Below are 26,120 nucleotides of genomic sequence, written 5' to 3' on the forward strand. Positions count from 1 at the left end.
AGATCAGATGAATCAGTTAACAGCACCTGAACCGGGGTATACCGGATTTGTTGAAGAAGAGCATCATCACGACTACGCGGGAGATACTCTTTTAGGCTTTTGGATTTACATCATGAGCGATTGCATTCTGTTTGCAACGCTCTTTGCGACCTACGCGGTATTGAGCTTTAGTTTTGCCGGTGGTTTGACGCCTAAAGACCTTTTTGATTTGAATTTCGTGGCGGTTGAAACTGGGCTATTGCTGTTCTCAAGTTTCACCTTTGGCATGGCCATGTTGGGTGCGCAAAACAAGAATATGGCGCACCTTCTATTATGGTTGGGAATAACGTTTTCGTTGGGCGGTGGGTTCTTGGCGATGGAACTCTATGAGTTCTATCACTTTAGTCATGAAGGAGCTGGCCCCACAACAAGTGCGTACTGGTCCGCATTTTATGCCCTAGTAGGAACGCATGGTTTGCACGTTTTTGCCGGTATGTTGTGGATGGTCTTTCTTGTCATTCACATGCTTAAAGATGGGATCACTGAAACCAATTTCACCCGCCTGTCTTGCTTGAGTTTGTTTTGGCACTTTCTGGATATTATTTGGATTTGTGTGTTCAGCATGGTTTATTTGATGGGGGTTATGTAATGGGAACTCAGACTCATGGTGGCGCGGCTCATGGCAGCGTTAGAGAATACCTATGGGGGCTTTTTTGGTCCGTGGTACTAACGGCCGTTCCGTTCGGAATGGTCATGCTTGGCGGGTTTGATAGTGGCCTTACCCTCGCGGTAATTCTACTTTGCGCGATCGCTCAAGTATTCGTCCAATTGGTGTTCTTTTTGCACATGAACACATCGAGTGAGCAAATATGGAATACCGTATCCGCCGTGTTCATTGTTTTAATCGTCGCCATCGTTGTGTTGGGGTCTATCTGGATTATGAACCACTTGAATCACAATATGCTCATGGGGCATTAATTGGTTTATTTGAACGATGAATGATCTCGTTAACAACTGAGAACTGGAGGGGAGTGTGAATGAATAAAATTGCGAAAGTGTCCATGGCCGCCATCGGTTTAATTTTGGCTTTGGTTATCGCCTTATTTGTGGTCACATCCGAATCAAGTCTGGCGGAGAAACCACAAAGCTTCTCCGATCTCGGTGGTGATTTTACTCTGACTTCAGCGTCAGGCCCTGTTGCGTTGTCGGACTTTCAGGACAAAGTGGTGGTTCTCTATTTCGGGTTTTTAACCTGTCCTGAGGTTTGTCCAAACTCAATGAGTGTAATTCAAGGTGCCCTTAGCCGTTTAGAAACCACTCAACTCGACTCAGTACAAGCCGTCTTAGTAAGTGTTGATCCCAATAGGGACTCGCCACAACAGCTCGCTGAGTACACTCAGTTTTATCATGAGAACCTAGTGGGATTGACCGGGTCGAAAAAACAAATTGACGCTGTTACTCGTCAATACGGTGCTTTTTATGATTTTAATGAGATAGAAAGCAGCACGTCGGATTATGGTGTGGAGCACTCTTCACGGTACTACGTTATTAACCCAAAAGGAGCTCTTGTCGCCGCAATGCGTCATAGCACTACATCAAACGAGTTAACTGCACAAATACAAGAGCTGTTGTAAGCCGCTTTATATAGGTAATGCCATGTTATTTTTAGAACGTTTTTTTCAACCTAATAAATACACCGTTATGTTCGGTGGTGTCTGTGCCTTGATCTTGACGATGGGCATCGCACGTTACGCTTTTACGCCGATGATTCCATACATGCAGGCGCAAACCGGAATGAGTGAGAGTTTAGCCGGATGGCTCGCTGGTTGGAGCTACATAGGTTACTTGGTTGGTCTGTTTATGGTTTGGCTAATGCGGGATTTACGGCTTAAAGACTATTTTTACCGCTACGGGTTATTTATCGCTGTGTTCACAACGTTGATTATGGCTTTTCATGATCATCGCTTGGTGTGGTATCTAAGCCGCTTTTTTGCTGGAATTTCGACGGCACTAGGCTTCATGTTGGGAACGGGGTTGGTTCTTAAATGGTTGATGCACAATAATCAAAAGCAAGAAATGGGCTTGCACTTTGCCGGGGCTGGGCTTGGTATTGTGGTGGGTGCATTGATTGTGAATTTCGCCGCTGATACCCTTTTGGGTGGTCTTGGCTGGCGAGGGCAATGGGTTGCATTAGCTGCTTTCGGTTCATTGCTATTGGTGCCCGCATTTCTGTTGATGCCGTTTCCGAAGACTGAGCAAATAGAAGAAGCGGTTAAAATTGACCGCAGTGGCGAACCGTCAAAAAAATGGCTTTGGTTGCTAACCATTGCCTATATATGTGCAGGCTTCAGTAACACGGTTAACATTACGTTTACCTCACTTATCACTGAGTACATTCCTTTGGAAGATCAGGGCACAATTATGTGGATGTACGTCGGGTTAGCGGCTGCACCGGCGCCCTTTGTGTGGGATAGAATTGCGCGCAAAGTTGGCTATCTGTATTCAATTAGAACGGCATTTGCGATAAATATTGCCAGTAACTTTTTGATGACAGCCACCACATCCTACGTCGCCGTATTACTAAGCTCATTGCTGTTTGGATTCGCCTTTATGGGAATTGTGTCTTTGACGCTCACGATCATTGGTAATAAATATCGATATAGAGCGACTCAGGTTATGGCTCAATTGACACTTGGTTATTGCGTAGCGCAGATTCTATCTCCAATTATTGCGGGTATTATTGCTGAGCAAAGCGGTAGTTTTAATCTATCGTTGTTTGCTGTGAGCGGCATCATGGTAGTTGGAATGCTCTGTTTGTCGCTGATGAAGCGAGAGTAAAAGAAGTTCTTTAAGCGACACCGAGAGCGAGCCTGGTTGCGTCAGTTGATGGCCAGGCTCGAACGCCAGTGTCGGTTTAAATGATGTCTAGGGCTTCAGGTTGTTTGATAAATAGGATCGATAAAAGAATCAGCGCGACAGGGAATATGATGAAGGTCACGGGGCTTAGAATTACGGTCACTTCCATGATGCCTTGGATTATTGTTATAACGGCGAATACCTTAATTAGTGGTGATAATTCAGCCGACTTGGTCAGGAGTATGACTCCAAGGACGACGTCTAAAACACCAAAAACAATCAGTGTACTGAACGTCAATATCACGTTGCCATTCACTGCTCCATTGTGCCAAGGTAGGTGCAGTTGGTGACCAAAGAGCTGCATGATCAGATCCATTGAAAGCGATCCGAAGGTGAAAATTCCACAGGTAATCATGAGTAGAGTCAAAGGGATGTGCGCACCTGTATAGGCATGACGATCTTCTAGGAATCGTTTAACGCATGCATAAACATAGATCGTTGTGATTCCGATAATTAACAGTAAAAGGTCTGACAGGTTTAGACCACTAATATCGTCGTATATCTGCGCGCCAGGGTTGTCGGAAATGCTCCAATATTGCCCAACCCAATAAACAGGGAAGAGTACGGCTAGAGTGATGGCCGCTATGGCGGGCATGATGTATTGATTTTGTTTCATTCGTATCTCCATTTAGATGGTTGTGTCGTCAACGTATTCGAGGATGTCGCCAGGCTGGCATTGCAACTCTTTGCATATTGCGGCGAGGGTGGTAAAGCGGATGGCCTTAACTTTTCCGGTTTTGAGCAATGATAAATTGGTCGCTGAAATGCCAACACGCTGTGACAAGTCTTTAAGAGACACTTTATTTTTTGCCATTTCGACATCGAGATTGATTTGTATATTCATACAGAGACTATAGAGTCTGTTTTTTCGAAAAACAACTAAAATTTTATGATTATCATAAAATAATGCTCGATATTCATTCTTTTAAGAGCGTCTTATATCAAGGTGAGAGTAAATTGAGCTTGCGACAGTACTTCGTCAGTGCCTGCATGGCCTTGTTAGATTCCGCTCAATTTCAATTTCGTTGATTAAGCTGATATGGTGAAAATACTGAAAATAGTAAACGGAGTAGGTATGTCTGATCACGTATATAAAAAAGCTGAAATTGTTGGTTCGTCAAAATCGAGCATCGAAGACGCCATAGAACAGGCGATAGAGCGAGCAAGTGCCACCATTAAAAACTTAAACTGGTTTGAAGTTGTGGAAACCCGAGGTCATATCGAAAATGGCAAGGTGGCTCACTACCAGGTTACTCTAAAGGTTGGCTTTCGCCTGGAAGGTTAGCTTAGGCGACCAGTGGATCGTGACGTGGTCCTGTACGTTGCGATCGGCTTGGTTTTCTCGATAAAAGGCATGATGGGCCAATACAGAAGTTATGGGAAACGTTGTTTGGCTCCCAGCGCTTTCTGTGGATTAAGCGGTTCGTGGTTTCCAGCCGAGTAGGCGCGCTGGTAGGGTGATTACGGCCAGTAGAAATGTAAATAAGCCTGTAAAAACAACGCCGACTAGACGAAAAGGAAGTGTGAGGATCCAGATAATCGGCCAAGCAAGCAGAGCAATTAATGCAAGAGGCCAACAGAGTACGAATAGAATGCACCAGAGTAGTAAACCGGTGAATGCTCTCATTTTAAAAGCCTCCTTATAATCTGTGATTGAATCCGCCCCTCATAGTTTATGACATAAGGGTCTAAACGTTGTTTTCAAGTATTCTATCGAATACAGAAACCTTCCTGACGCCCAACAATAACCGAGCCTAATTTGCTCCAAATTGAGTATGTGCTTTTAATTCCAGTGATGCATGGACGCTTCGAGAACGGCAGCGCACTGAAATGCCAGACTGCCTGGGTATCTCGATAACACTGATGAAAAGCGTTAATTATTTACGACTCGGTGAAAAGGAATGCGCAGAATGAACGAAAGTCATAACCAATTAGTCGATCGCTGAGCGTATACTATGCGGGTCAGCAAGCGAGTATAAATTCAACGCAATGTTGACACTGAACTCATGATTTAGTTTGCATGGTTTGCCCGCAAATAGCTCGCGCAGTGAGCAGTTATTTGAGGCGAGTGCTCTAATTAGCGAGCATTTGCCTGAAACAACTTTTAGGTAAATAAAATGCAAACTGAAATAAAGCCCCATAAGGCCGTTCCACATATTGTTATTGTAGGCGGAGGCGCGGGTGGTCTTGAATTAGCCACAACATTAGGTAATAAATTAGGAAAAAAGCAAAAAGCAAAGATTACGTTAATTGATAAACACCGAGTTCACATATGGAAGCCCTTATTGCACGAAGTTGCCACAGGGTCGCTAGATACTGAAATCGACGGAGTTGTCTATCGCGCACACGCCAAACGACATCACTATCAGTTCCAACTTGGACAATTGGTGGACCTAGATCGAGAGTCAAAACGCTTGAGCTTTGCTCCGATTCTTGATGATGAAGAGAATGAAGTTGTTGAAGAACGACAAATTGGCTATGACACTTTAGTGTTGGCAATAGGCAGCATCAGCAACGACTTCGGTACTCCTGGTGTTCAAGAATTTTGTTCTTTGCTTGACTCAAAACATCAGGCTCAGCGTTTTCAACAAAAACTGTTGAACCTGTTCTTAAAGAAGTCTTCAACGACGGAGTCTGCGGAGGATCCCATTCGGTTAGCAATTGTCGGTGCTGGCGCTACTGGGGTTGAACTTTCGGCAGAGTTAAATCATGTGGTTGATGTTGTCAGTGTTTACGACAATATGACTGAGGGTAAGACTTCTTTGAGTATCGACCTGATTGAAGCGGGTGAGAGAATCCTGCCGGCCTTGCCAGAGAGGATTGCGGAATCGGCGACCGCCGAATTGGAGAAATTAGGGGTTCGTGTGAGAACTAATACTCGGATTACCGAAGCTAATCAAAACGGTTTTGTTAATGACTCCGGAGAACTTATTGAAGCTGATTTAATGGTTTGGGCTGCCGGTGTAAAGGCCGAGTCTTGGCTTTCTGTTGTTGGTTTAAAGACAAACAGAATTAATCAAGTAGAGTGTTTTCGAACATTAAAGAGCCTGAGTGATCCAAGTATCTACGCCATTGGTGATTGTTGTCATGTCGAGATGGAAGAGGGTGGTAAAGTTCCGCCGAGAGCGCAATCTGCCCACCAAATGGCTTCGACTGTCGCAAAAAATATCGTGCGTGAACTGTCTGGTAAAGACCTAGTTGAGTTTAAATACACAGATTACGGCTCTCTGGTTAATCTCGCTCGTTTTTCAACGGTGGGTAGTCTGATGGGCAATTTGGTTAAGGGCTCTATGTTTATTGAGGGTAAGATCGCTCGATTGATGTATCTGTCTCTCTATAGAATGCATCAGTTATCTATACATGGGTTTATTAAAGGCCCATTCGTAATTCTGTTGAGTCAAATTTCAAAGATTATTAGACCCAAAATTAAGCTTCATTAGTCCGTTTACAATAGGAACCTCAGGACTGAGACAAGCCTATCTTACCCTCCTTTAGCCTATCGCTGGGTGGGTAAGATTGGTTTAGTTTATTCAAATGACAGATCGGTGCGTTCGGATTCTGAATAGATATAATCAACATAGCGATCAATTAAGTGATCACTAAAATAGTCTAACTCTCTCTTTTTTAATCCCGAGACAAAGCCTCTCCATAGGTCTGCTCTTCGTTCAACCGCGGAAAGAGTTTTTATCTGTCCGAGTGCATCAAGATACATTTCTTTACCCGCATGTCGGTATCCAAGCCAGGCAGGAGGAGAGCGCGTGACGATATCGTTGTTATTCACCCAACGATAGTAATCTACTTTTGCGTGATTTATGTATCGCTTTGTTCCAACTCTGGGGCTGCCAAACGTGTGTATTTGTTCGGGTGCTGTGTCGATGTGTGAAAGTAAGCAGCGTCCAGCACAAATTGAAGCCATCGCGCCGCCTAGAGAGTGTCCCGTGAACCATAATTTTTTAGCCAAATTCTTCTTGTTGGAAACCAACATTTCTTCCAGCTCAGGCCACAAGTCATCAACTTCCTTCTTAAATCCACGGTGCACATGCCCAGCGGTCTCTGCGAGGGCTTTGGTTGCATCCATGTCGGCCTTTATATCATTCCATTCGTTGGGTTCAGTTCCTCTAAACGCGATGACGATGTCATCGTCGTTAGCAAATGAATAGGCTTGAGACCCATCATTGTTGTAGAAGTTGGTTTGTGAGAAGCCCAATCGAGCGGCCGCTGACCTCGTTTGCTCTGGTGAGAGGTAAGCGATCATCGAAAGCTCTGCAAACAGCAATGCTCGTTTTATAAAAGGCATGGATCTGATATCTCGGCCTATCTCTGAGTCACAAGGTATTGAGCGCAATACCAGCTGATCACTGGTCGATTTGGAGAGTTTCTGTTGTTCCATAGCTATAGGTGAAAACTAAAGAAAAAGTGAGTCAAAATTCGCTTACTATTCTATTCATAAAAATTAGAATTTACCCCCTAAACCGGGCTTAGCTAAGTACGCAAGCTGTTATTTTTTGTAAACTCAGCCTTGCTCTGTCAGTGACGGTAAAGTCAGGGGAATTGTTCTTTAAACTCAATTCTCAGGAGAGTAATCTTCGAGCCAATGGCTGACACCTTACTAGGGCATGATGCCTTGCTATGGCTCTACAATGAGTTAATGTCTAATTTTATTTGCGATGGATAGACGAATGTCTTCCATAAGCGTCGATTGATTCCGCTAAATACATCGGAGTAGCTGCTATTGAGATTTGGATCCGCATGAACGTTACGAATCAAAATTTTTACTATTTGTTCTGGGTGTTCTCGGGCAATTTTGGCGTAAGCTTGAGGGTCTTGCTCACCACTGTCGCCCACCAGCACGAACTTCCTATCAGGATAACGATTTAGAATGGCCTTAATTGCTATTGGCTTGGTGACTAATCCGCTCTTAAACAAATTGAGAAAGGTTTCATCTTTAATCCGTACTTTCTTCAGCGACAAGGTTGACCATGGAAAATCGAATTCATCCAAAAACTCCTTAAGTGGTTGATATAATTGCCATGGTGATGATGAAACGAAATGAAAATCGGCGCCGTCTTCTTGCCACTTACGATAGACTTCTGGCATTCCAGTTACCGGCTTAAAGTCTTTAAAAAAGGCCGCCTCAAACATCTTTTTGTGATCATTGATAAAGCTCTTTTTTACCGTGTCGTCGATGTCACTTATAACCGACACGCCCCGCGGGCGAATTAATTTCATCGTCCCTTTGATGACGCGAGAATCGCTTGGCTTTAGTATGGCTTTGAATTCAATCAGTCCATGCTTGTTAGCTCTTATTTTCGATGAAGGAACCTGAATGATTCCTTCAAACTGCCCATTGGGTTTACTTTTGGGCAGTGCGTATAGTTGCCCTTTGAACTCTATGATCAATCGCTTTCGACGTTCATTATCTGCGATAAATAGATTAAGTCTGCGCTTGAAATTGTGTTTTGTATCTGGCGTTACTTTTAATCCGTATTTTCTGGCAAGCAAGCGCCGAATCAATGTTCGTAACGTCCAGCTATTTTGGGGCTCGTAAACCCACCCGTGAATCGGTATATTCCAAAGCTTAGCGCTTTCATCTAACCAAGCTGATGTATTGAAAAAAACGACAGTTTCATCCCTCTTAATGTTCGAATACTGGTCGTTGTTCTTTAATCCGACCGCGATCAGCGCTTTGGAAACAAGATTTGGCATGGTGTTGGACTCGAGTTTTATATTAGACGAACTGTCTCACAGTAGGGGGCAGTCTTCAAACCTATTTGCAAGTTTACTTGCTCGGATAAACTTAAACGATGAATAAAGTAATTATAAATAGAGAACCTGTGGAGCTCTTTAAGCTCCTAAAGTTTGAAGGTCTAGCCATGACCGGCGGCGAGGCTAAAATGTTGATCGACGAAGGTGCGGTGTTGGTTAATGGGCAAATCGAGATGCGCAAACGCCGTAAAATGTTGGCTGGCGATGTATTTGAATTCAATGGTGAACACTACGTATTAGAGCTGGAAACGTAAACCGCGTGGATTTTTAGTTGTCTGCGTTGTACTGATTAGTGAGAATTGCGAGCGTCGGAGTTCAAAACTCCCGCAAGATATTGACTATCACTGCGCTTACTTGTTTATTTAATACGTGAGCATCGATTAACGTAAGCGTCGTTTGGCCTCTGAGGAAATCCGTTCAGCGAATTTTTCTGAGGATTCATTGTCTTGGAGCCTTACCAGACTTATCGATGGGTACCAATCTGTGCTGACTGGGTGTCTGCCCCATTGCCAGCCAGAATTTACTGGCAGCAGCATGATTGTTGGTAGGCCTAGTGAACCACTTACGTTGGCAATGGCGTCATTGCTGGTGATGATGAGCCCCATTTGAGACATTAGGGCCGCAACGTGGCTTAGGGAAATCAGTTCTTGGTCCAGATTTACAATGCCCCTGTTCTCATAGAAATCTGCCAGTTCTCGGCTAATATTATGCTGCAAACTGAACATACTAGCTTGTTGAGCGGATTCTGAGAGCGAGTCCATTAAGGCAGCTTGAAATAGTGATGGCGATGAGTTTTCTTGATCGATAGGGTTACCCAAAAGATGATCAAATTGAGTGTCTAAAGATATTCCGATCTTAAATCGACTAGAGGGTTCCAGTTGAGGGACGATCACTCCCTTTGCTAAGGGCATGGTAGGCTTAAAATCGTGGATCGCCGCGTTTTTGATATCTAAAATTAGCGGTAGAGATACGATGGGCGCATAGACATCAAAGAGGCCTGCAGGAAGCGCTCCGATAGGTCGTACTTCATCAACGAACGGAAGTGCTTTGAATAGTAAACGTAGTGGCTCTGGGCATACAACGACTAGACGATTACACCGTTTTTTGGCCGCTTCTAAGTATCGAGAAAATAGCACGGAGTCGCTTAGGGTTTGCTCAGTATGGATGAGGAGGGTTTTGTCTCTGATGTCCTCTCCAGTCCATCGTGGCTGCTGACAGTTCAGCGGACGATTGTTTGGCAATTGCCAGCGCCACTCATAATCGATTAGTCCTTCGATAAGCTCGCCCGACATCATCTTTACGCGCGCTCTATTTACGTGGGCGTCGGCGTATTTTCGGTCTGCGTCAATGGCCAGATCGAAGTGCTTCAACGCCTCTAGGCGGTTGTTTTGTCGAAGATATGAAAGCCCGAGCGAGTTTTGCGCAGCGGCGTGATTGGGACGATGTTCAATGCAGTTTAGCAAAGAACTAATTGCGTCTTTGATGTGTCCGCTGTCATGTTGAGCTACCCCCAAGTTATACAGTACCTCCACGTTGTCAGGAGAGGATTCCAGTAATTGTTGATAGGCCGAAATCGCTTCAGGGAGTTTCTTTTGCTGGTGAAGAGTCACTGCTTTTTCAAAAGCTAGTTGATCTGAATCAGGAGGCGTAAATAGATTTACAGCGTCATCTGGAAGAGAGTAAGATGAGCTTAGCAAGGGGTCGTTGAGGTCGAGCAATGCTGGGTATTTTCCAGGGACTATCTGCACAGAAAATATTTCCTGAACGCCAGATGAGAAAACCAGATAACCCATCGTTTGACCGCTTTCAATATCAACAACCCAGACACCGCACTTTCTGTCTTGTTCTCTTTCGGTGAGCGGCAAGCCTGCAAAAACGGCGGTTTCTCTTACTTCAGATAGACCGATCAGCGCATAGCGATCAATAAAGTCTATCCCTCTGCAAAAGCCAGGCAGTTCTGCGACCACCCGTTTCTCTCCAGAGTCGATGTCTACCGTAATCAGTTGGCCCGCACCTGACTCCAATACCCACAGTTGATCTCGATACCATCTTGGCGAATGCGGCATGGATAAGCCTGTAACCACAAATTCATTGCTTTGAATGTCCATGATCATGCCACCTGACGCTTTGTTTTCGCGCCAACCTGCTGGGCGGTCCGATACGCCTAGTGAACTTACGTATCGTGGCTTTCCGTCCCGCATTGCTAATCCGTTTAGGTGGCAACGGTCAGTTAAGTCATAGCCTGAAATAAAAGGTGGCTTCCATCGAGGCACAAAGCTGTGTTGAATGTCTATAGTGCCCAGGCAGGACATCTTGGTGTTGACGATCCACAGTTCTTGTTCTGAGGTAAAGGCCATCTCGTGAATATCGATATCACCCGTATAGTGGAGGCGACGTGGTAGGAACGCAGAATCATGCGTGCCTCTGGGATGCACCTTAGGCCCAACCGATGGCATATTGAAGTAGTCGACTACTTGAACGCCCGAACCCACGCTTAATCTGTTTTTGGAGTACGCCACGCCCATGGGTTTGGCCAGGCTAACAAAGTGCGTATTCAGAGCATTTCCAGTCGACCTCAACAGGATCAACTTCCCGGCTTGATAGGTTGAGATAACGACGCTAGCCATAGCCTGATTCAGCAGGTCAGGAAACGTGGTGGTGTGTTGACTGGAGAGCGCTTCGGCCATAGTTAGTAAGAGCGGATGAGTATTCGGATTTTGACGTTGTGACGAAATAATAACATTTGTAAGAGCGTTAGTAATAAGTCGGCTATTTGCATGCGCCATGCTACCATCGAGCATCCGTTTCGGAATATCCGAACATTTCAATTAATTCGCCTTTGATGGCGCCGGGCCAAAGATTATCGAGCAAGGTTATCTTTAGTTGGTACCCAGTATTATGATTAGATTGCTGAGAACGCTTCAATACTATTTAAAGATGTTTCTAGTGGCACTTTGGTGCACTCTTGTGACGTTGGTATTCTATGTGGTTTCTTTCCCGTTCAACCATCGCAAGTGGCTCGCTTGGGCGTATGCTCAAGCGCTGAATGTGGGGGTAAGGTTTGCTCTTAGAGTTAAAGTACATGTGGTTGGCCGCCGTAATATGATCGCAGGTCCGGCGGTGGTGATCATGAATCACCAGTCGAATTTTGACCCGTTGTTACAAGGCCCAGTATTTCCAAAAAATGCCATCATAATTGGCAAGAAGGAATTGATGAAAATCCCATTGTGGGGACGATTATTCTACGCTTCTAACAACATCATGGTTGATCGACAAGCCAAGGGTAAAAATGGGTCTGCGGTTGAACTGTCCGTAGAGCGTTTGCAGCAGGATGATTGCTATATATGGATATTTCCTGAAGGAACTCGTAGCCAAGGCGGAAAGATGAACGAGTTTAAAAATGGCGCTTTTCGAATGGCGGTGATGGCTCAAGTTCCGATTATTCCTATGGTCTCTAAACCATTGATGAATGTTTTGGATGTGCCGAACAAGATCGCCAAGGGCGGTTCGCATGAAATAAAAATAATGCCCGCGATTGAAACGACCGGTATGTCTATTGATGATGTGCCGATGTTAATGGCTCGCTGTGTTGAGCTGTATAAAAACGAGATTGCCGAATACACGGGCTGTAGACCAGACGACGTTTTTAACCCTTAATTTGCTTGGTAAACCCAAGATAAAGTCTCTCTTCCGTGTTGCCATCGATTGTCAAGTTGCGAAAGCTTACCAGTATCTTACCAACAGTTTATTAAAATCCCACACAAATCCCACACAAATCCCACCCATAAAGTTAGCTGGGCGCGGCATACTATCCTTATTGAAACCATGGATTGAGGATAGTGCCTTGAGAATACGATTAGTTGGCGTCACGCTGCTTGGATTAATGTTGACGTGTACGTCACTGGCTCAAAAAGCGTTTGATTCGGCTACGCTGAATAGCCCTAAAGCGGAATTAGATTTAATACGAGTTATCCCGGCCGGTGAGGATGTGCCGACGTCTAATCGTCAAATTGTATTTAAATTCAATCAACCGATGGTGGCCATTGGTCAAATGCAGGTGCGATCATCACAAGTGCCAATCAGTATCAAACCGCAAGTCGAATGCGAATGGCGCTGGATTGAAACCAGTTCCTTAGCGTGTCAGCTCAAGCGAGATGCGCCCCTGAAAAAAGCCACAAACTATACCGTCTCGGTCGCCACCAGCATGGCGGCACTCAGTGGAGCGCAACTCGGAGAGCGATACAACCATACATTCACAACTCAGCGACCTAAGGTCAGTCGTGTACATTTAGAAGAGTGGTCCGATGAATCAAAGCCGATAGTGCGCGTGGTGTTTGATCAGCCAGTGACCAGAAGCAGTGTGTTAAACAGTCTGAAACTCGTTTCCACCGATAAAAACTATGAATCTAGCATTGTGCTGCCAGAAAACTGGAACAGTTGGCGGGATCAAATGCATGCGCTTTTTGAGGTGAATCGAGGTTTTGAATTTCTCAAGCAGCTTTCACACAACATGGATGAGCGATTGTCGTTAGTTGAACAAAAAAGGCGGTCAGAAGCGGCGCAAGAGGCTAGAACAGTATGGCGAATCAAACCTGCGATTGGCCTGCCTGAAGACGCGAATATTCACATTTCATTAACGTCGGGGCTTTTGGGAATCGACGGCGATCTGGATGCCAAAATTAACAGCTCCGTACACCGGTTTCGCAGTCTGCCAAAATTGATGTTTTTGGGTGTTCATTGTACACACAGAGACTCGTACGATGAGTTGATACTAAAGCCTGACTTTGCAGCGCAAACCGAGCTTAGGGCGCAAGGGCAAGATCAGAATAAGATTGAATCATGTGACCCCCAAAGGCGCATAGAACTTGCGTTCAGTGGTCCAGTGAGTTATGCCACGGCGGAACAGTATTTAAAGTTTAGCCCAGATTTGGCAGGTAATGACCCTACCTATAAACCATGGTCTACTCGCAGTGATCGCTACCAATTGAGGTCCTACCTTTCTTATCGATTTGACTATGGGAATAACCAACCCTACCGGCTGAAAGTGCCCGAGACTCTGAAGGCTTTTGAGCAGTACTCGTTGAGATCCCTCGATGGATTTAAGGACGAGCTTGGTCGCGACCTTGACAGGCCAATTGACATGGCCTTCCTAACCGCCCACCGAAAAGCAAGATTAGTGTTTGAGCACGGTCATTCGGTGCTTGAGCAGGGCGTTGATTCAGAGTTACCCGCTTACGTTACTAATCTAAAAGACCTTAAAATTGGAGATTACTCGATTACGACGGCGTCTACTTTGGAACGAGGTTTGGGGTTTTCTAAGGAACTGCTTAATGTTTCTGATGTGGCTTATAAAGTGCCGATTGGCGTACGCAATATTCTCGGCGGGCGATCTGGAATGCTTGTCGGGACATTGAGCTCGAGTCCAGTTCAAAGTAACTATGGTAATGGGGCATACTCATTCGTAACCCAAGTTACGCCGTATCAAGTTCATTTTAAGTTTGGACATTTTAATTCCTACGTATGGGTGACGGACCTCAGAACTGGACTGCCGGTGAACGGCGCTGAAGTCGGTATCGAACTTGAACATTATTCAAATGTATCGTCACTTAGCGAGAGTGATAAAAGCGTGTATACCGACGATAGTGGTCTCGCAAAACTCGAGGGTATTCTTGAGTTAGACCCCACCCTGAAATACCGAAACCCTTATCGTTTTTCTGCTCCAAGATTAATCGTTAAGGTTCGCAAAGGTGAAAATACAGCGTTTCTCCCAATAGATAGGAACTATGAGTCTTGGACGCAGCCTTGGCCTAACCTTAAGACTAAAAACGGCTACGTTAAATCCTGGGGTACCACCGCACAGGGTGTGTATAAGGCTGGTGAAACCATTGAATACAAGTTGTATGTTCGTGGCCAAAGCAATCGTCACTGGGTGGTCCCGCCGAAAGGCAAGTATGAAATCAAAGTGGTAGACCCAAAAGGGCAAGTCATCCATAAAATCGAGGATGCATCGCTCAACGAATTTGGCGCAGTTCATGGTGAGTTTAAGACCGCAAAAGATGCCGCTGTGGGCTGGTATAGTTTTCAGCTCACGTTTTTCAACGGAGAAAATAGTTACACCCGATTTCCGATGCAAGTATTGGTGAGTGATTTTGTTCCAGCATCATTTAACGTAGGTAATGACCTTAATGGTGATTTGTTTCAAAGTGGTGACACGCTTAGTGTGTCATCTTACGCCAAAATGCACGCTGGTGGGCCTTATACTGACGCTCAGATTCGTGTCACGGCAGTTCTAACTGCACGTAGATTTACCACAGACCACCCTTTAGCCAACGGCTTTTCTTTTGGGGTTAGTGGTGGGCAAGGTCAACATACATTGCATCAAAGTCAGGGGGCTCTTGATAAAAATGGTGAAAAAGCCGCTGATTTTACCGTCGATGGCAAGTCGATCGTTTTCGGGCGTCTTAGGGTTGAAAGTGCCGTACGCGACGACCGTGGAAAATTTGTTGCGGGAAGCTCCAGTGCAGATTATGTCGGTCGTGACCGATTCATCGGCTTAAAAAATACGTCCTGGATTCATAATGTGGGCGATCGAAGTCGAGTTGAGTCGTTGGTTGTCGGGCCACGAGGAGCGCCCTCTCAGGGTGATGAAGTTATTCTTGTTGTTGAACGTCGTGTTACCAAGGCAGCCAGGATTAAGGGGGCTGGAAACGCTTACCTTACTCAGTACTCTCATGAATGGCAGGAGGTATCTCGGTGTGAGCAGACGAGCAATGCGAATCCCATGAGTTGTGAATTTATTCCGACCCACCCCGGTTCTCACAGAGTAACGGCCTCGCTCTCTGACTCTAAAGGTCGAAGGGTGAGTAATCAGATACACACATGGGTCGTAGGTAAGGGGGCTGTTGTGTGGAGCGGGGCGAATAACAATCAAGTCGAAATTGTCGCTGACAAAAAGGAGTACAAAGCGGGAGATACTGCAAAATTCTTAATCAAAAACCCTTTTCCTGGAGCGCAGGCATTGATTACAAAGGAGCGCTACGGGGTTCTCAAGACTTGGCAGAAGACGTTAGATGGCAGTACACCAATTGTCGAGGTACCAATCGAAAGCGATGATAATCCTGGTTTTTATTTGTCGGTGGTCATTGCATCTCCCCGGATTTCTCAACCCTTGGGCGACGGTGAGGTGGATTTAGGTAAGCCAGCATTCAAAATGGGGTACTTACAAATAGATGTGCGCGATGATTCAAAGCAAATTGACATAAAGCTAAAGACCAATAAAAAAGTCTACAAGCCAAGAGAGAGCGTAAAGGTCTCGGTCAAAGCCAAACCAAATACTGGAAAAACGAGCCCTATGGAACTTGCCATTGTGGTTTTAGACGAGGCTGTTTTTGATCTTAATAGTAAAGGGGAAGGTTACTACGACCCTTACCAAGGGTTTAATAAGTTGGAAGGCCTTGGCGTGGCTAATTACAACCTTTTGATGCGTTTGGTTGGGAGACAACGGTTCGAGAAAAAAGGAGCGAACTCAGGAGGAGGCGGAGGCGCTGGATCTGAATCGACCGATTTTAGAGACCTAATTAAGTTTGTTGCGCATTGGAATCCGTCTATCGAACTTGATAAGTCAGGCCGAGCACAATTTGACTTTACCCTGCCCGATAATCTGACGGGCTGGAGAGTGATAGCGATGGTGGTCGACAAAGAGACGCGCATGGGTATGGCTACCAGCAATTTCAAAGTGAATAGGCCGACCGAACTAAGACCGGTCATGCCAAATCAATTAACTAAGGGAGATTCTGTTCAGGCGGGATTTAGTGTCATGAATCGCACTGATAAGCCTCGCACTTTAAACGTTGAACTGCGAGCCTCAGGTTCGGCTCTAAACAGTCCTATTAAAAAGGAACTAACCGTTAATTTAGCGCCTTATCAACGCGAGAAGGTTTGGTTGCCTCTGACCACAGATTCAGTGGGTGAACTGGCTTTTTTCGCGAGAGCAGGAGATAGGAAAGACAGTGACGCGATAGAGCACCACTTAACAGTACGCCCTCGTTATACAGTGTTGACTGAAGCGAGCTACGGGACCAGCACTCAAGCACGAATTAGTGAACCGCTGCAGTTTCCTGGAGGGCTTGTGTCGGGAGTCGGTGGTGTAAAGGTAGAGGTTTCTCCTTCGGTGATCGGAAACATAGCGGGTGCTTTCCGCTACATGAGAGACTATCCGTATGCTTGTTGGGAGCAACGCTTAAGCAAAAGCGTTGCAGCGGCACAGTATCAAAGCTTGTTTGACTACCTTCCTGCAGACCTTGAATGGCCGGGCAGTGAGACTCTGCCGCAGTCAACATTGGATCAAGCCGTTCAGTTTCAGGCATCCAATGGCGGAATGGCGTATTGGATAAATAGAGACGATTACGTTAGCCCTTATCTGAGCGCGTATACCGCACTTGCTTTCGTTTGGTTACGCAAACAAGGAAAAGCGGTTCCAGAGGGCGTAGAATCGAAATTGCATGAGTATTTGACCTCTTACTTGCGTCAGGGAAGTTCGGAATCGCAACTAACAAATAATCTATCAGTTCGAATGGTGGCCCTAGCCGCACTTGCTGCTCGAGGTAAAGTTAAACGCGCTGATTTGATGCGGTATAAACCCTATATCACAAAAATGAACCTGTTTGCTAAAGCTCACTTCTTGAATGCAATGAGTTCGGTTGATGCGAGTGAATCCGTCGTCCTTGAGCTAGGCAATTCGATTCTGTCGCAGAGTGTCCAGTCTGGTGGTAAGTTTTCCTTCAATGATCAAGCTGCTCACAATTCATACTCAACGCTTTTCTCATCTTTACGCAGTAATTGCGCGGTGCTGAGTTCTTTGCTAACTGCTTCGCAAGGGTCTGAAGAACTGTTTACTCTCTTGGCTGATATTCCGTTTAAACAGGTGCGATCCATCACTCAAACTCGAGGCAATCGTGATCACTGGGAGAATACTCAGGAAAATATCTTCTGCATGAATGCATTGTGGGACTTTAGCCAGCTGTATGAGAAACGGAAGCCAAACATGGTTGTATCGGGCGAGTTTCAGTCTGCGGTTTCAGATCGGGGAATTAAGTTAGGGCAGACAGAGTTTGATAGCGTTAAAGATGAATCGTCAATCTTGTCTAATCCCGCATTAACGGTTAAGTCAAATTTAGCTGGAAACGTCGTCCTTAGTAAGACAGGGCAAGGACGGTTTTATTATGCAGTCAGAGCCTCATTTGCTAAGAACGACGACAGTGCAACTTCCATAAATGCGGGTATCGAAGTGCTGCGAGAATATTCGGTTCAGAGAAATGGTATTTGGGAAATGTTGACTGACCCAATGAAGGTTGAAAAAGGTGAATTGGTTCGGGTTGACTTGTTTCTGTCAACGGCTGGACCTAGGAATTACGTGGTGATCGATGATCCTGTGCCCGGTGGCCTTGAGCCGGTTAATAAGGATTTAGCAACGAGCTCTCTGATCGATGCTCAGCAGGCTTCGCAAACCAGGGACAATCAATCATGGTGGTATAAACGGGCCGCTTGGACTGGATACGGCCGTTATGGTTACAGTTTTTATCACAAAGAATTACGCCACGAGGCGGTTCGATTTTATTCCGATTATCTGCCGGCTGGTGATTATCATCTCTCGTACGTGGCGCAAGTGATTGCCAATGGTAGTTTTGCTGTCAGGCCGCTCAAGGTTGAGGAAATGTACGACCCTGATGTGTTTGGTCTCGGAGTGCCAGCTAGGTTAGAAGTCGACACAAGCCCTGTGATTGAACGTTTTAACGGTAGTGACCAATGAGTTATCGTATTCGATTTTTGCTTCCATTTTTATTGCGTAACCGTTGGTTGATTTTGTTGCGAGTTTTTCCATTGATTGCCGCTATGTTATCGATCGTTCTTTGGTTAGCGACCAGTCAAGCAATGCGTACCCTACCAAGTGATTTAAATGTCTTGACCGCACAAGCAGTGAAATCACAGTTGCTTGATCGCTCGGGGCGTCCCCTGACCATAACGTTTCAAAATCACTGGAACATCCATGATCAGAAACGTTTGCATGACATTCCTGAGTTTCTTCAAAAGGCCTTCGTCATTGCTGAAGACAAACGTTTCTATTCGCATGCTGGTATCGACTGGATTGCTCGAATAAATGCGGTAATGCAAAACATCTTGTCACTCAAAGGTGTCCGCGGCGCCAGTACAATATCTGAGCAGGTAGTAAGAATGATTCATCAGCGACCGCGAACCGCATGGTCGCGATGGGTCGAGGGGTGGGAAGCGAAACAATTGGAGACAGAGTTTGATAAGGCGACCATTTTTGAGTTTTACTTGAACCAAGTTCCTTACGCGGCTCAACGCAGGGGCGTGGTGCAGGCAGCACGTTATTATTTTGATCGTGACTTATTTACTCTCAGTCAGAAAGAGATGCTGTCCTTAGCGGTGTTAGTTCGAGCCCCATCTCGTTTTGATCTTCGCAAAAGTGTCACTAAAATTAGTGGCAGACTGCACTTGTTGGCTGATCGTTTTGAAGCAAATGGGCTTTTGATTAGCGCGGCAGAGTTGATGAACCAACAACTAGAAGTTAGCCAGATTAATGATATGGTCGATGCTTCGCACTTCGCGAGACACGTTTATGAAAAAACCGAATCGAATAGGCATCTTGGTTCGCACGACCAGGCTAAGAAAAACAACCCCAGTAAGCTTGTTACCACCCTAGATTTATCCTTGCAAAGCTATGCTAACACGGTGTTGGAAGCTCGCCTCAAGGCCTTGTCTGGCAAAAAGGTTCACAATGCCGCGATGATCGTGTTGGATCATGAATCCAACGACGTTTTGGTCTGGGCGGTCGGAAACAGTAAGCGAAGTTCGGGTTCTGCATTTGACAGTGTTTTAACCAAGCGACAGCCTGGATCAACGTTAAAACCGTTTGTCTATGCGGCCGCCATTGAAAAAGGCTGGTCGCCGGCAACCTTAATCGATGATAGCCCTCTACGAGAAGGGGTTGGCCGCGGGGTGCATGAATACCGAAACTACAGTAATACCTATTATGGCAATATCAGTTTGCGCAATGCTCTGGGTAATTCGTTGAACATACCTGCAATAAAAGCCGCCAAATACGTGGGGCTGACCCCTCTGATGAATAAGCTTAACCTTCTTGGCCTTAAAGAACTGGACCTGAGGTCAGTGGATTATGGGAATGGAATTGCCTTAGGAAATGGTGAAGTGAGCCTGTATTCCATGGCGAGAGCGTATTCCGCTATCGCGAGTGGTGGCACTTTGCGGCCAATAAGAACGGTCAAAGAGATAATACAGGAATCGTCGAATATCCCATCCGTTGATGTAGCCACTGGAACCGACCTCACGACAATCACCTCAGTGTTCGACGGGGAAGTCAGCTCATTGATCGGAAATATTTTATCCGACAGTGATGCTCGTGCCTTAGAGTTTGGCCGTAATAGTCTGTTGAGAATGCCCGTTCAGACGGCCGTTAAAACCGGCACTTCCAACGATTATCGGGATGCGTGGGTGTTTGGGTACGATCATAAGTATGTGGTAGGAGTGTGGATGGGGAATTTGGATAACACGCCAACAGATAAGGTAACCGGTTCAATAGGTCCCGCGGCCGCCATGCGGGACATGTTTTCTAAATTGCGAAAAAATTCAGAAACAAAAGGGCTCTTTCTCAGCCCGAAACTTAAGCAGTATCGAGTGTGTTTGGACTCAGCCAGTCTTTATGACGGTGAGTGCGCGTCAAGAAACGAATATTTCTTGTCAAAGCGCGAACCATTGAAGAATGCACCTCAAACACAAGCCGATGCGGATATTGAGTTGCTTGAGCCCATCGATCAGACGGAACTTGCAGTGGACCCACGCATTCCCTCAGACTTACAGCAAATTGATTTCAAGTTAAGCAGTGTAGAGGGAGTTGAAAGGGTCGAATGGTATATCGATGAGCAACGGATAGCGATAAATCGAAATGCGCGACAGCCGTGGCAGGTCGAGCGAGGCCACCATCAAGTCGAAGCAAGAGTGTTTTTCCCAAATCAAGCCGAACCTAAACGATTACGTGCCAGTTACTTGGTGAAGTAACGCAGAACAATACGTAAAAACCTAGCTAACGATGCCTAGATTGTTACTGAGTCCGCGTTATTTTTAGCCGCGATGTCTGAGGAATGGTTACTCCCTCTTTGCATCAATGGTCGCGGCCAACGCAGGTTTGTGTTCGCGAATCTCTTCGATGCTTAAATCAGTCAGCTCATGAGGGAAGACTAACCACTCGTCTGTTTCGTGCACGTAAAAGTCTGGTGAGTGATCGGTTTGGTTTCTGGTCGGTTTGTACCACGGGCAGGCAATTTTCATGTTGTGAGGCATGTTGCGTCTGGTTCTAATTTGCATATTCTCAAATATCGCTTTTATACTGCGACCAGAATCAAAAACATCGTCGACCAGAAGCACATCATCTTCAGCATTGACGTTATCGATAATGTAGTCCAACCCATGTACACGAACATTTTTATCCTGCTTGTTAATTCCATAATAAGAAGAGGTTCGAATGGCAATGTGGTCTGTCGGCACATGCATGTATTCAAAGTACTCCTGAATTGCAATTCCAACGGGTGCGCCACCACGCCATACGCCAATTATAAAATCTGGTCGATAGCCGCTTTCATAGATCTGCTTTGCTAATAAAAATGAATCGGTGAGAAGTTCGTTGGCACTGATGAAGTGCTTGGTCACAGGATCGCTCATGAAAGTGCTCGACTAAATAGTAAGATCTAAAGAAATGTGAACTTTAAAATAAAAATGGCTGAAATAATGATGACCGCGGGAGGGCAGTCTTTATTTTTTCCAGCAAGTAACTTAATTATGAAATAGGCTATGAATCCTAGCCCAATGCCATCTGCGATTGAATAACTCAGCGGCATTCCTAGCATGGCAATGACGGCGGGCGCGGATTCGGTTATGTCATTCCAGTCCAGACTCGAAATTGAGCGTATCATTAAGCAGGCCACAAACAATAATGCGGCGCCAGTTGCAAATGAAGGAATTCCTTTTGCGACCGGCGCAATAAACAAACAGGCTAGAAACAAGGCTGCCGTGGTCACGGCGGTTAACCCTGTTCGTCCGCCCGCTTGGACTCCTGCGGCACTTTCAATATAGGAGGTAGTCGGCGATGTGCCCAATAGCGCTCCAGCTGTGGTTGCACTTGAGTCGGCTAACAGCGCTTTTTTAAGGCGAGGTAGTCGCCCTTTTTCGTCGAGCATATTGGCTTGGTTTGCGACGCCAACTAAGGTTCCTGCGGTGTCAAAAATGTCAACGATAAGTAGCGTGAGTATCACCGTCACCATCGACCATTCGAGCGCGCCTTTGATGTCCAGCTCAAGAAGTGCACTGGGGTCGGGCGGCATGGAAACAATTCCGTCGAAAGTGGTTTCTCCCAGTGTCCAAGCAATGAGGGTAATGACGATAATGCCTATGAGTACGGCACCGACGACTCCGCGAGAAGTGAGTCCAGCGATCAACATAAAACCCAGTAGCATTAACAGGGCAGGCAATTCCGTGAGGTCTCCTAGGCTAATTAAAGTCGCTGGGTTATCTATTATGACCTTGCTTCCTGTGAGGGCGATAACGCCGAGAAAAAGGCCGATGCCAGCTGACATGCCAAGTTTCAATGAAGTCGGTATGGAGTTAATCAGCCATTCTCTGATCGGTAGCACACTGAGCACTAAAAAAATTAGCCCAGCGATGAATACGGCGCCCAGAGCAATTTGCCAAGAAATTCCCATTCCAAGAACGATGCCGTACGCGAAGAAAGCATTCTGACCCATGCCAGGGGCTTGTGCTATTGGGTAATTCGCATAGAGGCCCATAATTAAGCTGCCCAGGGCGGCGGCCAAACAGGTTGCAACAAAGACCGCACCAAAATCCATTCCAGCATCGCTGAGAATAGCAGGGTTAACCACGACAATGTAGGCCATGGCTAAAAAGGTGGTAATGCCAGCGAAAACTTCCTGACGCACGGTGGTGTTGTTTTGTTCTAACGCGAAAATCCGGTTGAGCATAATTGGGTCCGAGTAAGGAATTAGTTGTTGTTCGCCTTAATGTAATCAGCAATTTGAATGATGGCTTGTTCGAAACTGTCCGCTATTTCCCCGCTTCCAGATAACAGTGAACCAATCATCATCAGATTATCAGCCATTTCAAAATTTTCTATACTCTGACCATCTGCGTCAGTGTCTTCGTTTTCAGGTGAAATCGGGTAATATTTTTTGACACGGTCCCGATAAATGCCGGGTTTTTCGTGTTCGCCATAAAATGGTTTTGCATCGTAATAGGCGAAGACGGGTTTGTTCAAACCGTTCATGTATCCCATTTCGAACGCCGTACCAACGTCCATACTAGGCCCCCTAAATCTGATCATATTCGCAGTGACAAAATTTGCTTTTTGCATCAGATCAATATTGGCCTTATAAATAATTACGCCAGTCTTGAAGTCGGGTTTGAAGTTTTCAATTTCGTTGTCCATAGGGTACAGGCCAACGAGCGTAAAGGGCCAGTCATAACGTGAATTTAGTTCAGCGATTTTTGCTTTCTTGGATACTCCAGCCGCAATGGGATCTGGAAGGAACACTTCAGGGCCGGCTAAATAAATTGAGTAAACCGGTTTCTGAGCTGGGTTTTGGGTTGAATCAAATTGAGTGCTTTTCTTGACATTTGCTTGGCACCCTGTAAGGGTGAATACAATCAAGAGCAAGGACAGTGTTTGATGCAGTTTCATGATTATTTAATAGGAAAGTTTAGTTGCGCAAAAGATACCATGAAAACTGCTTTTATTGGCGGCTTAGACGGACAGCCGAAGATGATTTTGTAGGGGAAGCGTATGAAAGATGAACGCGTATACATGCTGAATGTTTTGTGGTTTCGAGAGGATGGGGGCGAGGAACGTTTCCAAGACTATTGGAAATTGGCGTTTCCGATGATTGAGTCGGTCGGAGGGCGAAAGTTAAAAAGCTTTGAGCCTCAACGGGCATTGGAAGGAGACTTTGACGCCGATCTGATTTTTTTTGTTGAATATCCTAATTTTGAAGCCTTCAAGAAATTTGCTAATAGTCCAGAGCATCACAATCTGGCGTTTATGAAAAAAGAAGCGGTTGAAAATTCACTCTTGGTTCGTTGTGCCAGACCTGAAAAACGTTCTGTATCCCACTAAATTGTTGTAAACATTGCGGAGTCAGCCTGCGGCCGCATTTAGAACGGTTCGTCGTGGTTTGACTACGGAGTCGACTGCGGGTTTGATATGTCTATAACATTCAACAAATATATGGTGCAACTCTTCGGTCTCACACGGCATAAAGCGGTTATTTTGCCTTCATTTAGCGAACTTTACATTTAAGGACGGGTTTCGCTCATCATCATTAGCACCAAAGTAGGTGAGCCTGTATACTCGCGCGGCTTTGTCGCCAATGCTAGTTTAGGTGACTATTATTACACGGCAGCATATGATTTCTGGGCTGCCACTCAACTTTGGAGCGTGCATGTCTGATTCTATTTTATTTGCTGATTTGGGTTTACCAGAACCAGTACAACGTGCGGTTACCGATCTTGGGTATGAAGTTCCTTCGCCAATTCAAGCGAAGAGTATTCCCGTTTTACTTGAGGGCCGGGACCTATTAGGACAAGCGCAAACGGGCACGGGTAAAACAGGGGCCTTTGCATTGCCGCTGCTCAGCAAAGTGGATGCAAGCAAGCGAGTTCCTCAATTACTTATCTTGGCTCCTACTAGAGAATTAGCCATTCAGGTTGCAGAAGCTTGTCAGCAGTACTCGAAACACATTAAAGGTTTGAACGTATTACCAATATACGGCGGCCAGTCCTACACTATTCAACTTAAGCAATTGAGCCGTGGCGCGCAGGTCGTGGTTGGCACTCCTGGTCGTGTAATGGATCACATGCGTCGCAATACGTTGTCGCTTAAGGACCTTAAAACGATTGTGTTGGACGAAGCGGATGAAATGCTCCGGATGGGGTTCATTGACGATGTGAAGTGGGTGCTAGAGCATGCTCCCAAAGAGCGTCAAATTGCGTTGTTTTCTGCCACCATGCCGCGTGAGGTCAAAAAGGTCGCAGATCAACATTTAGTTGATCCTGTTCATATAAAGATCGCTGGTAAAACAGCCACTGCCGCGAATATCAAGCAGCGCTACTGGATAGTCAGAGGGACACATAAGCTCGACGCAATAACACGAATATTGGAAAGTGAAGAGACTGACGGTGTCATTGTCTTCGTCCGCACTAAAAACGCCACGGTTGAGTTGGCCGACAAATTGTCGGCACGAGGGTTCAGGTCCGAAGCTTTGAATGGCGATATTCCTCAAGCCAATCGAGAGAAGGTGGTAGGGAGGCTTAAGAGTAATAAGCTTGATATATTGGTGGCCACTGATGTTGTTGCCAGAGGCTTAGACGTAGAAAGGATTAGCCACGTCATTAACTACGACGTACCACATGACACTGAATCTTATATTCATCGTATTGGCAGAACCGGGCGTGCGGGCAGAAGTGGTAACGCGATATTGTTTGTGGCACCACGCGAAAAGCGCATGCTGTTCTCAATCGAACGCGCAACTAAGCAACCCATCGAACCAATGGATTTACCTTCTGTTGATGATATTAATCAGAACAGAGTAGCGCGATTTAAAGCGAAAATACTGCAGACAATAGAGTCTGAAAACTTAGATGCTTTCTCACAAGTTATTACTGAGTTACAGTCTGAAGCTGAGGTGAGCTCGGAACAGATAGCGGCTGCAAGCGCTTACTTGGCGCAAGGTGGATCGAGCCTGATCCTTGACGAAAAAGACATTCCTTCGAGTTCTTTCGACGACCGTGGTCGAGACGGAGGCAGAGAGTCAACGCGCGTAAGGAGAGCTGATAAACCAGCGCCTGAACTTAAGCCTCAAGCTCTTAAGGGTTTTCCTGATGTTGAGATGACTCGGTATATCCTTAAGGTGGGCCATCGGCATAGGGTAAAGCCTGGCAGCATTGTGGGATGTATCGCCAATGAAGCTGAGTTAGAAAGTAAATACATTGGCGACATTGAGATCCGCGATGGTTATTCAACGGTAGATTTACCGGCGGATATGCCGAAAGAAACAATGAGTATTCTTCGCCGCGCAAGAGTGTCGAACAGGCCTTTGGAAATAGAAAAGTACACTCAAGCTCCTGCCGAAGACGACTCAAGTGATTTCGGGAGAAGAAAGCCCAGAGGGCAGGGTGGAGCAAAGCGGCGATCGGACGCACCCGCAGGCAAAAAATCGTATAATTCCAAAAAAGGTAAAGGTTCGCCTAAGAAAAAAGGGACATCTGATTACGCCAAAGGTAAGCGTAAAGACCGGTCAAAATAAGCAGCGCTCGAGAAGTTTCGTCGTAGTTCGGTGTAACCAAACGTTGACGTATAC

Annotated in this window: 21 protein-coding genes; 12 read left to right on the top strand and 9 right to left on the bottom strand. The window is 45.8% G+C overall.

Annotated elements, in window-relative coordinates:
- Positions 1-7 precede the first annotated feature (7 nt).
- From cyoC to ABWW54_RS13105, 4 genes are read left to right on the top strand one after another with little or no spacing between them, the layout of a single operon-like run.
- The gene (cyoC, locus tag ABWW54_RS13090) at positions 8-628 is read left to right on the top strand and encodes a cytochrome o ubiquinol oxidase subunit III (protein ID WP_353412779.1); all 621 of its coding nucleotides are present in this window, start codon (positions 8-10) and stop codon (positions 626-628) included.
- On the top strand, positions 628-957 hold the full coding sequence (gene cyoD / locus ABWW54_RS13095; protein ID WP_353412780.1) for a cytochrome o ubiquinol oxidase subunit IV: 330 nt from the start codon (positions 628-630) through the stop codon (positions 955-957). Before cyoC ends, cyoD begins: the two co-directional genes overlap by 1 nt.
- Positions 958-1,016: 59 nt before the next feature.
- Positions 1,017-1,613 carry an SCO family protein gene (locus tag ABWW54_RS13100; RefSeq protein WP_353412782.1) on the top strand — a complete coding sequence of 199 codons (597 nt, stop codon included), beginning with the start codon at positions 1,017-1,019 and terminating at the stop codon, positions 1,611-1,613.
- 22 nt (positions 1,614-1,635) lie between these two features.
- Positions 1,636-2,817 (top strand): YbfB/YjiJ family MFS transporter, encoded by a 1,182-nt coding sequence (locus ABWW54_RS13105; protein WP_353412784.1) that lies wholly within the window; start codon positions 1,636-1,638, stop codon positions 2,815-2,817.
- 76 nt (positions 2,818-2,893) lie between these two features.
- Here ABWW54_RS13105 and ABWW54_RS13110 read toward each other — a convergent pair whose 3' ends face one another.
- Both ABWW54_RS13110 and ABWW54_RS13115 read right to left on the bottom strand, forming a co-directional pair.
- The gene (locus ABWW54_RS13110) at positions 2,894-3,511 is read right to left on the bottom strand and encodes a hypothetical protein (protein ID WP_353412786.1); all 618 of its coding nucleotides are present in this window, start codon (positions 3,509-3,511) and stop codon (positions 2,894-2,896) included.
- Positions 3,512-3,523: 12 nt separating this feature from the next.
- Complete coding sequence (locus ABWW54_RS13115; RefSeq protein ID WP_353412787.1) at positions 3,524-3,739, bottom strand: helix-turn-helix domain-containing protein; 216 nt, start codon at positions 3,737-3,739, stop codon at positions 3,524-3,526.
- Positions 3,740-3,970: 231 nt separating this feature from the next.
- On the opposite strand from ABWW54_RS13115, the gene ABWW54_RS13120 reads away from it, so the two are divergent.
- Positions 3,971-4,180, top strand: a complete 210-nt coding sequence (locus ABWW54_RS13120; protein ID WP_353412788.1) for a dodecin — start codon at positions 3,971-3,973, stop codon at positions 4,178-4,180.
- A 129-nt stretch (positions 4,181-4,309) separates the two neighbouring features.
- On the opposite strand, the gene ABWW54_RS13125 is transcribed toward ABWW54_RS13120, so the two are convergent.
- Positions 4,310-4,522 (bottom strand): hypothetical protein, encoded by a 213-nt coding sequence (locus ABWW54_RS13125; RefSeq protein WP_353412789.1) that lies wholly within the window; start codon positions 4,520-4,522, stop codon positions 4,310-4,312.
- A 490-nt stretch (positions 4,523-5,012) separates the two neighbouring features.
- Between ABWW54_RS13125 and ABWW54_RS13130 the strand changes: the two genes are divergently transcribed.
- Complete coding sequence (locus ABWW54_RS13130) at positions 5,013-6,335, top strand: NAD(P)/FAD-dependent oxidoreductase (RefSeq protein ID WP_353412791.1); 1,323 nt, start codon at positions 5,013-5,015, stop codon at positions 6,333-6,335.
- Positions 6,336-6,421: 86 nt separating this feature from the next.
- On the opposite strand, the gene ABWW54_RS13135 is transcribed toward ABWW54_RS13130, so the two are convergent.
- Both ABWW54_RS13135 and ABWW54_RS13140 read right to left on the bottom strand, forming a co-directional pair.
- Entirely contained in the window at positions 6,422-7,285 is an 864-nt protein-coding gene (locus tag ABWW54_RS13135; RefSeq protein WP_353412793.1) for a lipase family protein, read from the bottom strand.
- Positions 7,286-7,530: 245 nt separating this feature from the next.
- Positions 7,531-8,601, bottom strand: coding sequence for a phosphatidate phosphatase App1 family protein (locus ABWW54_RS13140; protein WP_353412794.1), 1,071 nt, complete (start codon positions 8,599-8,601; stop codon positions 7,531-7,533).
- A gap of 98 nt (positions 8,602-8,699) precedes the next feature.
- Between ABWW54_RS13140 and ABWW54_RS13145 the strand changes: the two genes are divergently transcribed.
- Complete coding sequence (locus ABWW54_RS13145) at positions 8,700-8,915, top strand: RNA-binding S4 domain-containing protein (RefSeq protein ID WP_353412795.1); 216 nt, start codon at positions 8,700-8,702, stop codon at positions 8,913-8,915.
- Positions 8,916-9,041: 126 nt separating this feature from the next.
- On the opposite strand, the gene ABWW54_RS13150 is transcribed toward ABWW54_RS13145, so the two are convergent.
- Positions 9,042-11,489: a TIGR03032 family protein gene (locus ABWW54_RS13150; protein WP_353412797.1), complete on the bottom strand. Its 2,448-nt coding sequence runs from the start codon at positions 11,487-11,489 to the stop codon at positions 9,042-9,044.
- A gap of 70 nt (positions 11,490-11,559) precedes the next feature.
- Here ABWW54_RS13150 and ABWW54_RS13155 point away from each other — a divergent pair, with 70 nt between their 5' ends.
- From ABWW54_RS13155 to ABWW54_RS13165, 3 genes are all read left to right on the top strand, one after another.
- Positions 11,560-12,318: a lysophospholipid acyltransferase family protein gene (locus ABWW54_RS13155; protein WP_353412798.1), complete on the top strand. Its 759-nt coding sequence runs from the start codon at positions 11,560-11,562 to the stop codon at positions 12,316-12,318.
- Positions 12,319-12,505: 187 nt separating this feature from the next.
- Positions 12,506-18,469: an alpha-2-macroglobulin family protein gene (locus ABWW54_RS13160; protein ID WP_353412799.1), complete on the top strand. Its 5,964-nt coding sequence runs from the start codon at positions 12,506-12,508 to the stop codon at positions 18,467-18,469.
- Positions 18,466-20,757: a transglycosylase domain-containing protein gene (locus ABWW54_RS13165; RefSeq protein WP_353412800.1), complete on the top strand. Its 2,292-nt coding sequence runs from the start codon at positions 18,466-18,468 to the stop codon at positions 20,755-20,757. The genes ABWW54_RS13160 and ABWW54_RS13165 overlap by 4 nt, the downstream gene beginning before the upstream one ends.
- Positions 20,758-20,844: 87 nt before the next feature.
- Here ABWW54_RS13165 and ABWW54_RS13170 read toward each other — a convergent pair whose 3' ends face one another.
- Genes ABWW54_RS13170 through ABWW54_RS13180 form a run of 3 tightly spaced genes read right to left on the bottom strand, consistent with a single transcriptional unit; the run spans position 20,845 to position 23,446 of the window.
- Complete coding sequence (locus ABWW54_RS13170; protein WP_353413026.1) at positions 20,845-21,405, bottom strand: phosphoribosyltransferase; 561 nt, start codon at positions 21,403-21,405, stop codon at positions 20,845-20,847.
- A gap of 38 nt (positions 21,406-21,443) precedes the next feature.
- Positions 21,444-22,730, bottom strand: coding sequence for an NCS2 family permease (locus tag ABWW54_RS13175; protein ID WP_353412801.1), 1,287 nt, complete (start codon positions 22,728-22,730; stop codon positions 21,444-21,446).
- A 20-nt stretch (positions 22,731-22,750) separates the two neighbouring features.
- Complete coding sequence (locus ABWW54_RS13180) at positions 22,751-23,446, bottom strand: nucleoside 2-deoxyribosyltransferase (RefSeq protein WP_353412803.1); 696 nt, start codon at positions 23,444-23,446, stop codon at positions 22,751-22,753.
- Positions 23,447-23,548: 102 nt separating this feature from the next.
- Here ABWW54_RS13180 and ABWW54_RS13185 point away from each other — a divergent pair, with 102 nt between their 5' ends.
- Both ABWW54_RS13185 and ABWW54_RS13190 read left to right on the top strand, forming a co-directional pair.
- On the top strand, positions 23,549-23,878 hold the full coding sequence (locus tag ABWW54_RS13185; RefSeq protein ID WP_353412804.1) for a DUF1330 domain-containing protein: 330 nt from the start codon (positions 23,549-23,551) through the stop codon (positions 23,876-23,878).
- 325 nt (positions 23,879-24,203) lie between these two features.
- Complete coding sequence (locus ABWW54_RS13190; RefSeq protein WP_353412805.1) at positions 24,204-26,066, top strand: DEAD/DEAH box helicase; 1,863 nt, start codon at positions 24,204-24,206, stop codon at positions 26,064-26,066.
- The last annotated feature ends 54 nt before the right edge of the window (positions 26,067-26,120 follow it).

Origin of the sequence: Arenicella sp. 4NH20-0111, from assembly GCF_040366405.1 — a bacterium.
GTDB lineage: Bacteria > Pseudomonadota > Gammaproteobacteria > Arenicellales > Arenicellaceae > Arenicella.